14 protein-coding genes are annotated in these 13,757 nt (G+C 63.5%); 8 read left to right on the top strand and 6 right to left on the bottom strand.

All coding sequences use genetic code 11. From position 1 onward, the window contains the following. The first annotated feature begins 165 nt into the window (after positions 1-165). The gene (gene sthA, locus CAF70_RS15200; protein WP_063913906.1) at positions 166-1,560 is read left to right on the top strand and encodes a Si-specific NAD(P)(+) transhydrogenase; all 1,395 of its coding nucleotides are present in this window, start codon (positions 166-168) and stop codon (positions 1,558-1,560) included. 42 nt (positions 1,561-1,602) lie between these two features. Here the strand turns inward: sthA and CAF70_RS15205 are convergent, their stop codons facing one another. Together CAF70_RS15205 and CAF70_RS15210 are read right to left on the bottom strand one after the other, a co-directional pair. Beyond that, a complete protein-coding gene (locus CAF70_RS15205) occupies positions 1,603-2,325 on the bottom strand; it encodes a glycerophosphodiester phosphodiesterase (RefSeq protein ID WP_085625524.1) in 723 nt (240 codons plus the stop codon). 31 nt (positions 2,326-2,356) lie between these two features. Next, a complete protein-coding gene (locus CAF70_RS15210; protein ID WP_085625525.1) occupies positions 2,357-2,941 on the bottom strand; it encodes a PilZ domain-containing protein in 585 nt (194 codons plus the stop codon). 93 nt (positions 2,942-3,034) lie between these two features. On the opposite strand from CAF70_RS15210, the gene CAF70_RS15215 reads away from it, so the two are divergent. From CAF70_RS15215 to CAF70_RS15225, 3 genes are read left to right on the top strand one after another with little or no spacing between them, the layout of a single operon-like run. Beyond that, on the top strand, positions 3,035-4,285 hold the full coding sequence (locus tag CAF70_RS15215) for a lipoprotein-releasing ABC transporter permease subunit (protein ID WP_085625526.1): 1,251 nt from the start codon (positions 3,035-3,037) through the stop codon (positions 4,283-4,285). A gap of 7 nt (positions 4,286-4,292) precedes the next feature. Then, complete coding sequence (gene lolD, locus CAF70_RS15220; protein WP_178076390.1) at positions 4,293-4,976, top strand: lipoprotein-releasing ABC transporter ATP-binding protein LolD; 684 nt, start codon at positions 4,293-4,295, stop codon at positions 4,974-4,976. 60 nt (positions 4,977-5,036) lie between these two features. After that, positions 5,037-6,278, top strand: coding sequence for a lipoprotein-releasing ABC transporter permease subunit (locus tag CAF70_RS15225; RefSeq protein WP_085625528.1), 1,242 nt, complete (start codon positions 5,037-5,039; stop codon positions 6,276-6,278). 181 nt (positions 6,279-6,459) lie between these two features. On the opposite strand, the gene CAF70_RS15230 is transcribed toward CAF70_RS15225, so the two are convergent. Both CAF70_RS15230 and cinR read right to left on the bottom strand, forming a co-directional pair. After that, positions 6,460-7,812, bottom strand: coding sequence for a heavy metal sensor histidine kinase (locus CAF70_RS15230; RefSeq protein WP_085625529.1), 1,353 nt, complete (start codon positions 7,810-7,812; stop codon positions 6,460-6,462). Next, entirely contained in the window at positions 7,809-8,489 is a 681-nt protein-coding gene (gene cinR, locus CAF70_RS15235) for a two-component system response regulator CinR (RefSeq protein ID WP_085625530.1), read from the bottom strand. The genes CAF70_RS15230 and cinR overlap by 4 nt, the downstream gene beginning before the upstream one ends. A gap of 270 nt (positions 8,490-8,759) precedes the next feature. Between cinR and queF the strand changes: the two genes are divergently transcribed. Beyond that, on the top strand, positions 8,760-9,590 hold the full coding sequence (gene queF / locus CAF70_RS15240; RefSeq protein ID WP_085625531.1) for an NADPH-dependent 7-cyano-7-deazaguanine reductase QueF: 831 nt from the start codon (positions 8,760-8,762) through the stop codon (positions 9,588-9,590). A gap of 32 nt (positions 9,591-9,622) precedes the next feature. On the opposite strand, the gene CAF70_RS15245 is transcribed toward queF, so the two are convergent. Then, positions 9,623-9,886, bottom strand: coding sequence for a DUF4404 family protein (locus CAF70_RS15245; protein WP_004376395.1), 264 nt, complete (start codon positions 9,884-9,886; stop codon positions 9,623-9,625). Positions 9,887-10,008: 122 nt separating this feature from the next. Further along, the gene (locus CAF70_RS15250) at positions 10,009-10,575 is read right to left on the bottom strand and encodes a phosphonoacetaldehyde phosphonohydrolase-related protein (protein ID WP_085625532.1); all 567 of its coding nucleotides are present in this window, start codon (positions 10,573-10,575) and stop codon (positions 10,009-10,011) included. Between the two features lie 199 nt (positions 10,576-10,774). Between CAF70_RS15250 and CAF70_RS15255 the strand changes: the two genes are divergently transcribed. The 3 genes from CAF70_RS15255 (at position 10,775) to rssC (ending at position 13,597) form a co-directional block, all read left to right on the top strand. Beyond that, positions 10,775-11,482 carry a VacJ family lipoprotein gene (locus CAF70_RS15255; RefSeq protein WP_085625533.1) on the top strand — a complete coding sequence of 236 codons (708 nt, stop codon included), beginning with the start codon at positions 10,775-10,777 and terminating at the stop codon, positions 11,480-11,482. A 454-nt stretch (positions 11,483-11,936) separates the two neighbouring features. After that, the gene (gene rssB, locus CAF70_RS15260; RefSeq protein ID WP_085625657.1) at positions 11,937-13,118 is read left to right on the top strand and encodes a two-component system response regulator RssB; all 1,182 of its coding nucleotides are present in this window, start codon (positions 11,937-11,939) and stop codon (positions 13,116-13,118) included. Then, positions 13,115-13,597, top strand: coding sequence for an anti-sigma factor antagonist RssC (gene rssC / locus CAF70_RS15265; RefSeq protein WP_051098867.1), 483 nt, complete (start codon positions 13,115-13,117; stop codon positions 13,595-13,597). The genes rssB and rssC overlap by 4 nt, the downstream gene beginning before the upstream one ends. The last annotated feature ends 160 nt before the right edge of the window (positions 13,598-13,757 follow it).

Consider the following 13,757-nt stretch of genomic DNA (forward strand, 5'->3'; position numbering starts at 1 on the left):
CACACATGTAGTGCGGGCAAAATTGGCCTACGACGCGACCAAGGGTTAATGTGCGCGGCGTTCACGCTTGATTAGACTGCACCCGAATTTTCTCATGACGCCCCGGCGGCATGATCGCGCCCCGCGAGCGACCGTGGCTTGCGGGCCAGTTCTGAAGGAGTACGCATGGCTGTCTACAACTACGACGTAGTGGTGCTGGGTTCCGGCCCGGCCGGAGAAGGCGCGGCAATGAACGCCGCCAAAGCAGGGCGCAAGGTGGCGATGGTCGATAGCCGTCGTCAGGTCGGGGGCAACTGCACCCACCTGGGCACCATCCCGTCCAAGGCACTGCGTCACTCGGTGCGGCAGATCATGCAGTTCAACACCAACCCGATGTTCCGTGCCATCGGTGAGCCGCGCTGGTTCTCGTTCCCGGACGTGCTGAAAAGCGCCGAGAAGGTCATCGCCAAGCAGGTAGCATCGCGCACTGGCTACTACGCCCGTAACCGCGTCGACGTCTTCGTCGGCACCGGCAGCTTCGCCGACGAGCAAACCGTCGAAGTGGTCTGCCCGAACGGTGTGGTCGAGAAGCTCAACGCCAAGCACATCATTATCGCCACAGGCTCGCGCCCTTACCGTCCGGCCGACATCGACTTCCACCACCCGCGTGTCTACGACAGCGACACCATCCTCAGCCTCAGCCATACCCCACGCAAGCTGATCGTGTACGGTGCCGGCGTGATCGGTTGCGAATACGCCTCGATCTTCAGCGGCCTGGGTGTATTGGTAGAGCTGGTTGACAACCGTGGCCAGCTGCTGAGCTTCCTCGACTCGGAAATTTCCCAGGCGCTGAGCTACCACTTCAGCAACAACAACATCACCGTGCGCCACAACGAAGAGTATGAGCGCGTCGAAGGCCTGGATAACGGGGTGATCCTGCACCTGAAGTCGGGCAAGAAGATCAAGGCCGACGCCTTGCTGTGGTGCAACGGTCGTACCGGCAACACCGACAAGCTGGGCCTGGAAAACATCGGTATCAAGGTCAACAGCCGTGGCCAGATCGAGGTCGACGAGGCCTACCGCACCAGCGTGCCGAACATCTACGGTGCCGGTGATGTGATCGGCTGGCCGAGCCTGGCCAGTGCCGCCCATGACCAGGGCCGCTCTGCCGCTGGCAGTATCGTGGATAACGGCAGCTGGCGCTTCGTCAATGACGTGCCGACCGGCATCTACACCATTCCGGAGATCAGCTCGATCGGCAAGAACGAGCAGGAACTGACCCAGGCCAAGGTGCCGTACGAAGTGGGCAAAGCCTTCTTCAAGAGCATGGCCCGGGCGCAGATCGCCGGCGAGCCGCAAGGCATGCTGAAGATCCTGTTCCACCGCGAAACACTGGAAGTGCTGGGCGTACACTGCTTCGGCTACCAGGCTTCGGAAATCGTCCACATCGGCCAGGCCGTGATGAACCAGCCGGGCGAGCTGAATAACCTGAAGTACTTCGTCAACACCACGTTCAACTACCCGACCATGGCCGAAGCCTATCGGGTAGCTGCCTACGACGGCCTGAACCGGCTTTTTTGAGCGGCTCCGACCGGTGGCCTGAGCCGGTCGGAGAGACCGATTTCAACCCTGCCCGAGGGTGGTCTTGGCCAAACCGGGAAAGTCTGTAATCAGGCTGTCCACGCCAAAGTCGGCGAGCCGGCGCATCAGTGCCGGTTCGTTGACCGTCCACACCGACACGTGCAACCCCTGGGCCTGGGCTTTCAGCAGGCGCTCGGGGGTGCACAGTGTCCAGTTCAATGCCAGCAGTTCGCAGCCGTAGTTCTGGGCCACTTTCAGCGGGTCGAGCCAGGCGTATTCGGCCACCAGTCCGCGTTTGACGTCCGGCACCAGCTCCACCGCGGCACCCAGCACTTCGCGTGAACTGGAGGTGATGGTCACCTTGTCCAGCAGGCCGTACTGCTGGGCCAGTTCGCGTATCGCCAGCACGGTGGTGGCGGCACGGGTGCGCGAGGCGCTTTTCACCTCCAGCTGCCAGTGTTCGAACGGGCATTTCGCGAACAGTTCTTCCAGCCTCGGGATCGGGCAGGGCTGCACATGGCCTGGGCCGCCTTTGCGGGCATCGATCCTGACCAGCTCGGCGGCCGGGTGCTCGACCACCTTGCCGCGTTTGCCGGTAGTGCGCTTCAGGGTGGGGTCATGGATTACCATCAGCTCGTTGTCGGCCGACAGGTGCAGGTCCAGCTCGCAGCGGGTCACGCCATGGGCGAGGCACTGCCGGAAGCTGGTCAGGGTATTCTCGGGCGCTTCGCCCTTGGCGCCACGATGGCCGTAGATCAGGGTCACGTTCGTTCCTTCAAATCAGGGAAAAATAGGCTCAGCAGGCGGGGTCGTTCTGTTCCAGCTGCTGGCGCCGTTGTTGTTGCTGGCGCTGCAGGATGTGGCGGGCCAGCAGTTGCCGTTGGGCGTCGGTCATGTCGATGAATTCGGTGCCGACCTCGAAGCCGCCCTCCGGGTGCGGGTCGCAATGGGTGACCTTGCCGCGCAGCAGCAGGCCATGGGCACGTGGCATCAGCACCATCTTCAACTTCACCCGGGTGCCGGGGGCAACCGCTGTGGCTTGCGCGAATTCGATGCCGCCCTCGGAGATGATCACTGGCTGGGGCTGACCGACTTCGCCGATCAGGGTCTGGGCAACCACCGCGCTAAGCAGATCGAGGCGTTTGTTCTGCGCGCGCAGGAAGGCGGCGAGGGTGCGGTCCTTTTCGCTCAGCTGGCGCAGCAGGTGCTGCGACTCGAAGTCGGACAGGTGCAGTTCGCTGAGCAGGTTGAATAATGGCGAATCATCTTGCAACACATCTGCGTCAAGGGCTTCGGCCGCGCTGAGGGGGCTGATTTGAAGTGCGATCTGATCTTCGATGCGGTAGTATTCGCGGCGATCTTCTTCGTCTAATGTCGTCATGGCGAACCCAAGGTAGCGGCGGTGGTCCGAGTGTAAAGCCGCCGTAGGCGCCTCGCCACAAGGACGTTCCCTTTCATCCGAACAAGCCCCGACATGTTCAGACCTCTTTTCGCATTCATCGGCACGCGTTATACCCGTGCCAAACGTCGCAATCACTTCGTCTCGTTCATTTCCCTGACCTCGATGATCGGCCTCGCCCTGGGCGTGGTGGTGATGATCGTGGTGCTGTCGGTCATGAACGGTTTCGACCACGAGATGCGTACCCGTGTGTTGGGCATGATCCCCCATGCAACGCTGGAGAGCGGCCAGCCCATTGCCGACTGGCCGGCCCTTGCCCAACAAGTAAAGCAGAATCCGCAGGTGGTGGCGGTTGCGCCCTTCACCCAGATGCAGGGCCTGCTGACCCATGAAGGCAAGGTGCAGAAGGTGCTGCTAAACGGCATCGACCCGGCCCGCGAGCGCGAGGTGTCGATCATCGACAAGTTCCTCCTGCAAGGCCGCCTCGACCAGCTGGCACCCGGCGAGTGGGGCATCATGATCGGCGACAAGGCCGCGGCCAAGCTGGGCGTGGGCATCGGCGACAAGCTCACCTTCGTCGCCCCCGAGGTCAGTGTGACCCCGGCCGGCATGTTCCCGCGCATGAAGCGCTTTACCGTGGTCGGTACCTTCCACGTGGGCGCGGGCGAGATCGACGGCTACCTGGGGCTCACCAACATCAGCGACCTGTCCCGCCTGCACCGCTGGAAGCCCGACCAGGTCCAGGGCCTGCGTCTGAAGTTCGACGACCTGTTCCAGGCGCCGCGGGTGGCCTGGGACATCGCCCAGCGCCTGGGTGACCAGGAGTTCTACAGCCGTGACTGGACCCGAACCCACGGCAACCTGTACCAGGCGATCCGCATGGAGAAGGCCATGATCGGCCTGCTGCTGTTGCTGATCGTGGCGGTGGCGGCGTTCAACATCATTTCCACCCTGGTGATGGTGGTCAACGACAAGCGGGGTGACATCGCCATCCTGCGTACCCTGGGCGCCACGCCGGGGCAGATCATGCTGATCTTCATGGTCCAGGGCACGGTGATAGGGGTGATCGGTACCCTGATCGGCGCTGTGGTCGGGATCGTCGCCGCGCTGAACGTGAGTGCGGTGATCGCCGGCATCGAGAAACTGATCGGGCACAAGTTCCTCAACGCCGACGTCTACTTCATCGATTACCTGCCGTCGCAGATCCAGGCCCAGGATGTGTACATGGTCTGCGGTGCGGCGCTGGTCCTGAGTTTCTTCGCCACCCTGTACCCGGCCTGGCGTGCGGCCCGCACCCAGCCTGCAGAGGCGCTACGTTATGAGTGAGTCGCGCATGAGTGATAAAGCCGTTCTGAGTTGCCGCAACCTGGGCAAGTCCTACGACGAGGGCCCGGAGTCGGTGCAGGTGCTGTCCGGGCTCAACCTCGAGCTGCACGCCGGTGAGCGGGTAGCTATCGTCGGTAGCTCCGGCTCGGGCAAGAGTACCTTGCTCAACCTGCTGGGCGGCCTCGACCGGCCGTCCCAGGGCAGCGTCTGGCTGGCCGGTGAGGAGCTGTCGGCACTGGGCGAGCGTGCCCGTGGCCTGCTGCGCAACCGTGAGCTGGGCTTTGTCTACCAGTTCCACCACCTGCTGCCGGAATTCACCGCCATCGAGAACGTGTGCATGCCGTTGCTGATCGGGCGTACACCCATCCCCGAGGCCCGTGAACGTGCCGAGGCACTGCTCAAGCGCGTGGGCCTGGCCCACCGCTTCAACCACAAGCCGGCCGAGCTGTCCGGTGGTGAACGCCAGCGGGTGGCGATTGCCCGGGCACTGGTCAACCGCCCCGGCCTGGTCATGCTCGACGAGCCGACCGGCAACCTCGACCACCACACCGCCCAAGGCATCCAGGAGTTGATGCAGGAACTGTCCAGCGCGTCGCGCACGGCGTTCCTGGTAGTCACCCACGACCTCAACCTGGCGCGCCAGATGGACCGTGTATTGAAGCTCGACGACGGCCACCTGGTGGCGATCTGATCGACTGCACGGGGTGGCCTGTGCCGCCCCGTTTTCCTGTTTTCATTGGGTGTTTCCGTAATGTTCAGACCCTTGCCCATTTTCATCGGCGCGCGCTACACCCGAGCCAAGCGCCGCAACCACTTCATCTCGTTCATTTCGATGACCTCGATGATCGGCCTGTCGCTGGGCGTGCTGGCGATGATCGTGGTGCTGTCGGTGATGAATGGCTTCCAGCGCGAGATGAGCTCGCGCATCCTCGGCCTGGTGCCGCATGCCGCCATCCTCGGCGTGCAGCCGCTGGACGACTGGCACAAGGTGGCCGAGGCGGCCATGCGCGACCCGGCGGTGATGGCGGCGGCGCCGATTACCGAAATGGAAGGCATGCTGTCGTACAAGGGCGCGATGCAGCCGATCCAGGTCGGCGGTATCGACCCGGTAGAAGAGGGCAAGGTTTCGATCGTCGGCCAGCACATCGTCCAGGGCCGCTTGCAGGACTTGCAGCCGGGTGAGTTCGGCGTGGTCATCGGTGAGCTGACGGCGCGGCGCTTCCGCCTGAACACTGGCGACAAACTGACCCTGATCGTGCCGGAAATCAGCAAGGAGCCGGGCGGCATCACCCCGCGCATGCAGCGCCTGACCGTGGTCGGCATCTTCAAGGTCGGCGCCGAGCTGGATGGCTCGCAGGCATACATTCACGTGGCCGATGCTGGCGCCATGCAGCGCTGGGCGCCGGGCCAGGTGCAGGGCGTGCGCCTGAAACTGCACGACCTGTATGCCGCACCGCAGGTGTCCAAGGCCATCGCTGCCGGGCTGGGCGATGCCTACCGTGCCGATGACTGGTCGCATACCCAGGGCAGCCTGTTCAGCGCCATGAAGATGGAAAAGACCATGATTGGCCTGCTGCTGATGATGATCATCGCGGTGGCCGCGTTCAACATCATCGCTACCCTGGTGATGGTGGTGAACGACAAGGGGCCGGACATTGCCATCCTGCGCACGTTGGGCGCCACGCCGGCGCAGATCATGGGCACGTTCATGGTCCAGGGCAGCCTGATCGGCATTGTCGGCACGCTGATCGGTGGCGTGCTGGGGGTGATCGCCGCGTTCAACGTCAGCCAGATCGTCGGTTGGCTGGAGCGGGTGAGCGGGCAGCACATCTTCACTTCGGATGTGTACTTCGTCAGCAGCTTGCCGTCACAGTTGCAGTGGGGCGATGTGGCGATCATCTGCACGGCCGGGTTGGTGATGAGTTTCCTGGCGACCATTTACCCGGCGTATCGCGCGTCGCAGGTGCAGCCGGCGATAGGCCTGGCGGTTTGAGTAACAGCTGAGGGCCTCATCGCCGGCAAGCCAGCTCCCACAAGTACAGCGCATGCCTTGGGCTTGATGCGATCCTGTGGGAGCGGGCATGCCCGCGAAGAAGAAATCGCGATGCATGGCACGGGCTTCGCCCGTGTTCGCGGGCAAGCCCGCTCCCACAGGGATCGTGCCAGCCCCGATGTCACTGGTCTTCAGTGAAATCGATCACGAAACGCGTCCATCCGTCCGCACACTCCGCCCTGATGCGCCCACCATGGGCCTGCACGATCGACCGGGTAATCGCCAGCCCCAACCCTGCATGCTCGCTACTGCCTTCACGCCGCGCCGGGTCCACCCGGTAAAACCGGTCAAACAACCGCGGTAAAGCAGCGGCTTCGATAGACGCCCCGGTGTTGGCCACGCTAACCCTCGGCCCAGGCTCCAGCGTCACCCGTATCTGCCCACCCGCCGGGGTAAAGCGCAAGGCATTGTCCAGCAAGTTCGACAGCGCCCGGCGCAGCATATGCCGGTCGCCCTGCAGCAGCGCCTCACCCTCGCGCAACATCTGCACACCGCTGTCCTCGGCCAGCGGTGCGTAGTACTCCAGCAGCGCATCCACCTCGTCATGCAGCACCAGCGGGGTTTGCCCGGGCACCAGCAGGCCATGGTCGGCCTTGGCCAGGAACAGCATGTCGTTGATCATCTGGGCCATCCATTGCAGCTCCTCGAGGTTGCCGTGCAGGGCTTCGCGGTACTCCTCGAGGCTGCGCGGGCGGGTGAGGGTGACCTGGGTGTGGGTCAGCAGGTTGGACAGCGGCGTGCGCAGTTCGTGGGCGATGTCGGCAGAGAATGCCGACAGCCGCTGGAAGGCATCGTCCAGGCGCTGCAGCATGGCGTTCATGGCTGCCGCCAGCTCGGCCAGCTCTTCGGGCATCTGTGCCACCGGCAGGCGGGTGGTGAGCGAGCGCGCCGATACGCTGGCCGCCACCTGGCCCATCTGCCGCAACGGGCGCAGCCCGCGGCGTGCGGCCCAGGCACCGAGCAACGCCGTGGCCAGCGCCGACAGGCCCACCGTCAGCCAGATCAGCCGTTGCATGCCCTGCAGGAAGTGCTGGTGATGGGTGATGTCGAGGTACAGGGTCAGTTGTGGCGACTTCGTGGTGCCTTGTGCCAGGTGCACGGCCAGGCTGCGGTAGTCGGTGCCTTGCGCATGCAGGGTGGCCAACCCGTCGGGCAGCGGTGCCTGCGGCAGGCCTGTGCGGCTTTCGAACCAGCTGGCGCCGTCGCCGCCGCTGATGCGCAGGGCCAGGTCGGCCTGGTGGCCCAGTTCATCGCGCAGCGCGGGCAGGCGCGTCTGCAGTTCGGCCGGGGTGGTGATACCGGCCAGCTGGGTGCGGAACAGCGACAGGCGCGAGTCCAGCAGTTGCTGGTCCAGTTCGATGAAGTGCTGTTCACTGGCCCGGCTGAATATCAGGCCGGCGCCGAGCGAGACAGCGGCGGTGCAGGCGGCGAACAGCAGGGCCAGGCGGCTGCCGAGGGAGACCTGGCGCATCACTCCACGCGCTCTTCGAGTACATAGCCCATGCCGCGTACGGTATGGATCAGCTTGTTGGGGTGCGGGTCGTCGATCTTCAGGCGCAGGCGGCGGATCGCCACTTCGATCACATTGGTGTCGCTGTCGAAATTCATGTCCCACACCTGCGAGGCGATCAGCGATTTGGGCAGTACCTCGCCCTGGCGGCGCAGCAGCAGTTCAAGCAGGGCGAACTCCTTGGCGGTCAGGTCGATGCGCTGGCCGGCGCGCTCGGCGCGGCGGCGGATCAGGTCCAGGCGCAGGTCGGCCAGACCCAGGGTGGTGTCCTGGCTGGGGCTGCTGCCCCGGCGTAGCAGGCTGCGCACCCGGGCCAGCAGTTCGGAGAAGGCGAACGGCTTGACCAGGTAATCATCGGCGCCCAGCTCCAGGCCATGCACCCGGTCTTCCACGGCATCGCGGGCGGTAAGGAACAGCACCGGAGTGTCCAGGCCGGCCTGGCGCACGGCCTGGAGGATCTGCCAGCCGTCACGGCCGGGCAGCATCACGTCAAGAATCAGCAGGTCGTGGTCGCCGGTCAGGGCGAGGAACTGGCCGGTCTCGCCGTCGGTGGCCAGTTCGGTGGCGAAGCCGGCCTCGTTCAGGCCCTGGCTCAGATACTGGCCGGTGCGGGCCTGGTCTTCGACGATCAGCAGTTTCATTAAGTGGCATAGCTCCAGGTGGCAGCGCGGGAACCTGTGGGAGCGGGCGTGCCCGCGAAGCATGCGACGCGGTGTATGGCACCGGCTTCGCCGGTGTTCGCGGGCAAGCCCGCTCCCACAGTTATAGCGCAGGGCTTTGGCCGGGATGATACGTGACGATGCACCCGCCCGCCCCAAACTGACGAAGATGTAATCCCGCTGACTTGCGCTCCAAGGTGCGGTGCAAAACCGGTAGACTAGGAACAATTTCGAACCTTCAGGTCAGTTTCCATGCATCCCGCTGCCGAACATTCCCCGCTGGGCAAGTCCAGCGAATACATTGCCACCTATTCCCCGGAGCTGCTGTTCCCGATACCGCGTACCGCCAAGTGGGCCGAGCTGGGCGTTACCGCCCAGACCTTGCCGTGGCAGGGTGTGGATTACTGGAACTGTTTCGAGCTGAGCTGGCTGCTGCCGTCGGGCAAGCCGGTGGTGGCGATCGGCGAGTTCGCCATCCCCGCCGATTCGCCGAACATCATCGAGTCCAAGTCGTTCAAGCTGTACCTGAACTCGTTGAACCAGACAGTGTTCGCCTCGCCTGGCGAGTTGCAGGCGTGCCTGGAGAAAGACCTGTCCGCTGCCGCCGGCAAGCCGGTGGGCGTGAAGGTGCGCACCCTGGCCGAGGTCGAGGCACACGGCGTGGTGGGCTTGCCGGGGCAGTGCATCGATGAGCTGGACGTCGCCATCAGCAACTACGAGCAGCCACAGCCAGAGCTGCTGCGCTGCAACCCGGAGCAGCAGGTGGAAGAAACCCTGCACAGCCACCTGCTGAAATCCAACTGCCCGGTCACCGGCCAGCCGGACTGGGGCAGCGTGGTGGTCGAGTACAAGGGCAGGGCGCTGGACCATGCCAGCCTGCTGACCTACCTGATCAGCTTCCGCCAGCATGCCGACTTCCACGAGCAGTGTGTGGAGCGGATCTACCTGGACTTGAAGAACCTGCTGCAGCCGGAGCATCTGACGGTGTATGCGCGTTATGTGCGCCGGGGTGGGCTGGATATCAACCCGTATCGCAGCACGGGGGCGATCAGCCCGGAGAACCGGCGCCTGGTTCGGCAGTAAAGTATTGGGGCCGCAAAGCGGCCCCGGTATTTCTAGATCCCCATGCTGTGCAGCGAGTTGGCAATGCTGCGCAGGGTGGCTGTGAGGTCGGGGTGATCGGCCTCGAAGCGTTCGATCGCCAGGTTCACGCCGTCCACCAGGTTATTGTCTGGCGTGGCTTCCTCAAGCTTCAGTTGCGCCTCGATCTGGCGCGCTTCTTCGTGCAGCGCGGCCAGCTCCTCGTCCGAAAGCGGCACGTTGCGATCCAGTTGCTCGCGCAAGCTGTTCAGGCGCTCTTGCAATTCGCGGGCAGGCATTGGCAGTTCTCCATCAATGGCTTGGCAAGCCATGGACCTCAGCGAAGCGGCAAAGGTTCTGGCTTGTCTTCAGCGTAATCCACCTGCCGTCGCTTTGCATGATCCTCGTCAAAGGTGCTGTGTCAGGGTTTTTCGCCCTTGCGCCGGCGCTGGGCGATGTCCTGCAGGCAGGTATCCAGTGCTTCCAGGTGGTCGATCACCGAGTGCGCGCCCAGGCTGAACAGTTCCAGCGTCGCCTTGCCACGGGCCAGGTCCTGTTCCTGTGGGCTCATGGCTTGCCATTGCCGCGAACTGCGGTCGCAGAATGGGCTGCAGGCGGCCAGCCCTACCGTCCACAATCCCGCGTTGAGGCCAGACTGCAGCAGGCGTGGGTCGCCGCTGACCAGCACACAGCCGTCCAGGCGTTCGCTGTCCAGCGTCATCAGGGCCTGCCAACAGGCGTTCGGCGCCGGCCAGCGCACGCCATTCACCGAATGCCCCGGTAGCCAGGAGGGCAATACGTGGGCCAGGCGCCTGCTTTGGCTAGCGTCGAGGTCGTCCAGCCAGATGCACGGCACCTGGCGCTGGCGCAGGCTGGCGAGGGTGGCCAGGGCCCCGGGGGCGGGCGCTGGCGCGCCACCCTTGGCGGCTTGCACCAGGCAGCCGCGCAAGCCGAACAGCACAGCGGTGAAGGCGGGTGCAGCGTCCATGGCAACTTCCCTCAAATAGTCCGCAGGCTATTCGGCGATTGTTACCAGCCTGTGACAGTGGGCGCCGCAACAGTTGTTCACAAATTATTGAACAGAGTTGTGTAAAGCTGTTTATCAGCCCGCAAGCCTCTATACTGCCGCCGTACAGCAGCGCGACCCGTTTGCGCTTGCGACCGAGAAATTCGATGGAGAAACACCTATGCGTAGGATCGGTGCCAGTGTGATCGAACGAGTCACCCAGGCCTGTGTCTGCGCCAGCATGCTGCTGGCGCCCGTGGCAGCCACCCAGGCGGCCACCGAGGAAGATCCCTGGGAAGCGGTCAACCGCCCGATCTTCCGGTTCAACGATACCCTCGACACCTATGCCCTCAAGCCATTGGCCAAGGGCTACCAGGCGGTCACCCCGCAGTTCCTCGAAGATGGCATCCACAACATCTTCCGCAACCTGGGTGATGTGACCAACCTGGCCAACGACCTGCTGCAGTTCAAGCCCCATGCGGCGGGCGTGGACACGGCGCGGCTGATCGTCAACACCACCTTCGGCCTGGGCGGCTTCTTCGACGTGGGCACGAAGATGGGCCTGCAGCGCAACGACGAGGACTTCGGCCAGACCCTCGGCTACTGGGGCGTGCCGAGCGGCCCGTACGTGGTCATTCCGCTGCTGGGCCCGAGCACCGTGCGTGACGGCGTGGCCAAGTACCCGGACACCTACACCAAACCCTACCGCTACATCGACCATGTGCCGACGCGCAATTCGATCTTCGCCCTGGATATCATCGACACCCGCGCCGACCTGCTGTCGGCCGAGAAGCTGATCCAGGGTGACAAATACATCTTCATACGCAACGCCTACCTGCAGAACCGCCAGTTCAAGGTCAATGATGGCGAGGTCGAAGACGACTTCTGATTGCTGTGCTGGCGTCATCGCCGGCAAGCCAGCTCCCCCGGGAATTGCACCTGCCTCAAGGTCGATACGGTCGGTGTGGGAGCCGGCTTGCCGGCGATGACGCTTGGGCAGGCGCTCCCAATCAATGCATTGCCAGGATCCGCAACCCGAACTTCTGGGGGCGTGTGGGGCATGCTGCATCCTTCCGATCGGGTTGCGCTGGTCGGCTTTCTTATAACTCCCGGTGATTTGCCCTGTAAAGTGCGGCGAGGTCGACCCTTGCATGCTTGAAACGCTTGGCGGATGGGAGTACCGTCTGCGCCTTACAAGGTAGCTCTCACAGTTGCCGGACAGTTGCCTGGCAGGTGTTCTTGTCCTACAACTCAAGTAGAGTGTGACCACAAAGAATTCCCGTAGCTGGCCGTCTGCCTTGCCGACACCGCTGCACCAACCCAAATCGGCGCCGTTCGCCCACATGCAGAAAACCAGTGCAACGCTGCTGATCATCGATGACGACGACGTGGTCCGTGCAAGCCTCGCCGCCTATCTTGAAGACAGTGGCTTCAGCGTCCTCCAGGCCGGCAATGGCCAGCAGGGGCTTCAGGTCTTCGAAGAACACCAGCCCGACCTCGTGATTTGCGATCTGCGCATGCCGCAGATGGGCGGCCTCGAACTGATCCGCCAGGTCAGCGAGCGCGCCCCGCAGTTGCCGGTGATCGTGGTATCCGGTGCCGGCGTCATGAGCGATGCGGTGGAGGCGTTGCGCCTGGGCGCTGCCGACTACCTGATCAAGCCGCTGGAAGACCTGGCCGTGCTCGAGCATTCGGTGCGCCGCGCCCTCGACCGCTCGCGGCTGGTGCTGGAAAACCAGCGCTACCGCGACAAGCTCGAAGCCGCCAACCGCGAACTGGAGGCCAGCCTGCATCTGCTGCAGGAGGACCAGACCGCCGGTCGCCAAGTGCAGATGAACATGCTGCCGGAAAGCCCCTGGGTGGCCAGCGAGTTCGTTTTCGAGCACCAGATCATCCCGTCGTTGTACCTGTCGGGCGATTTTGTCGATTACTTCCGTGTGGACGAGCGGCGTATTGCCTTCTACCTCGCTGATGTTTCCGGGCACGGCGCGTCGTCGGCGTTTGTCACCGTGTTGTTGAAATTCATGACCACACGGCTGATGTTCGAGCTCAAGCGCAGCAAGATGCGTGAGTTCAAGCCCTCGGAAGTGCTCAGCCATATCAACCGCGGCCTGATCAACAGCAAGCTGGGCAAGCATGTCACCATGGTTGGCGGAGTTATCGACGAAGAGTCCGGCCTGCTGACCTACGCCGTTGGCGGCCATCTGCCGCTGCCGGTGCTGCACACCCCCGAGCACACCCGCTACCTGGAAGGCCGCGGCCTGCCGGTGGGGTTGTTCGACGAGGCCACCTACCAGGACCTGGTAGTGGAGCTGCCGCCGCGGTTCAGCCTCAGCCTGATGTCCGATGGCATTCTGGACCTTTTGCCGGGTGACACGCTCAAAGATAAAGAAACCGCCCTGCCGGAAATCGTCAGGGCAGCAGGTGGCAGCCTGGATGGGCTGCGTCAACGATTTGGATTGGCTACGCTTGGGGAGATGCCGGATGATATCGCCCTATTGGTGTTAAGCAGGAACCTTCAATGAGTACCGGTAGAATTCAGTTCGCCGAGCAGAGTGGTACCTTCGTCCTGAAATTCGTCGGTGAAGTGCGCCTGACCCTGTGTTCGGCGCTGGATGCGACGATCGAGAAGATTTTCACCGCCTTGAACTTCTCGGCGATTGTCATCGACCTGACCGAAACCGAAAGCATCGACAGCACTACCTTGGGCCTGCTGGCCAAGCTGTCGATCCTGTCGCGCCAGAAGGTGGGCCTGTTGCCGACCGTGGTTACCACCAACCCGGACATTTCCCGGTTGCTCCAGTCGATGGGCTTCGATCAGGTGTTCAACATCGTCGATCGCCCGATTCCGTGCCCGGAATGCCTGACCGACCTGCCGTCCCAGGACCAGAACGAAGACGTGGTGCGTTCCAAGGTGCTGGAGGCGCACAAGATCCTCATGGGCCTGAACGATTCCAACCGCGAAGCTTTCCATGACCTGGTCAGTGCGCTGGAGCGGACCTGATCTTCGGCCTGTACCGGTCTCTTCGCGGGTGAACCCGCTCCCACAGGTTATGCATCAGCCTTGAGTTATGCACTCTCCCTGCACTGCATTCGAAACCTGTGGTGATCCTGTGGGAGCGGGCGTGCCCGCGAAGAGGCCAGCAAGGCCAACACAAGCATTA

Origin of the sequence: Pseudomonas sp. B19(2017) (genome assembly GCF_002113165.1) — a bacterium.
In the GTDB taxonomy this organism is placed as follows: domain Bacteria; phylum Pseudomonadota; class Gammaproteobacteria; order Pseudomonadales; family Pseudomonadaceae; genus Aquipseudomonas.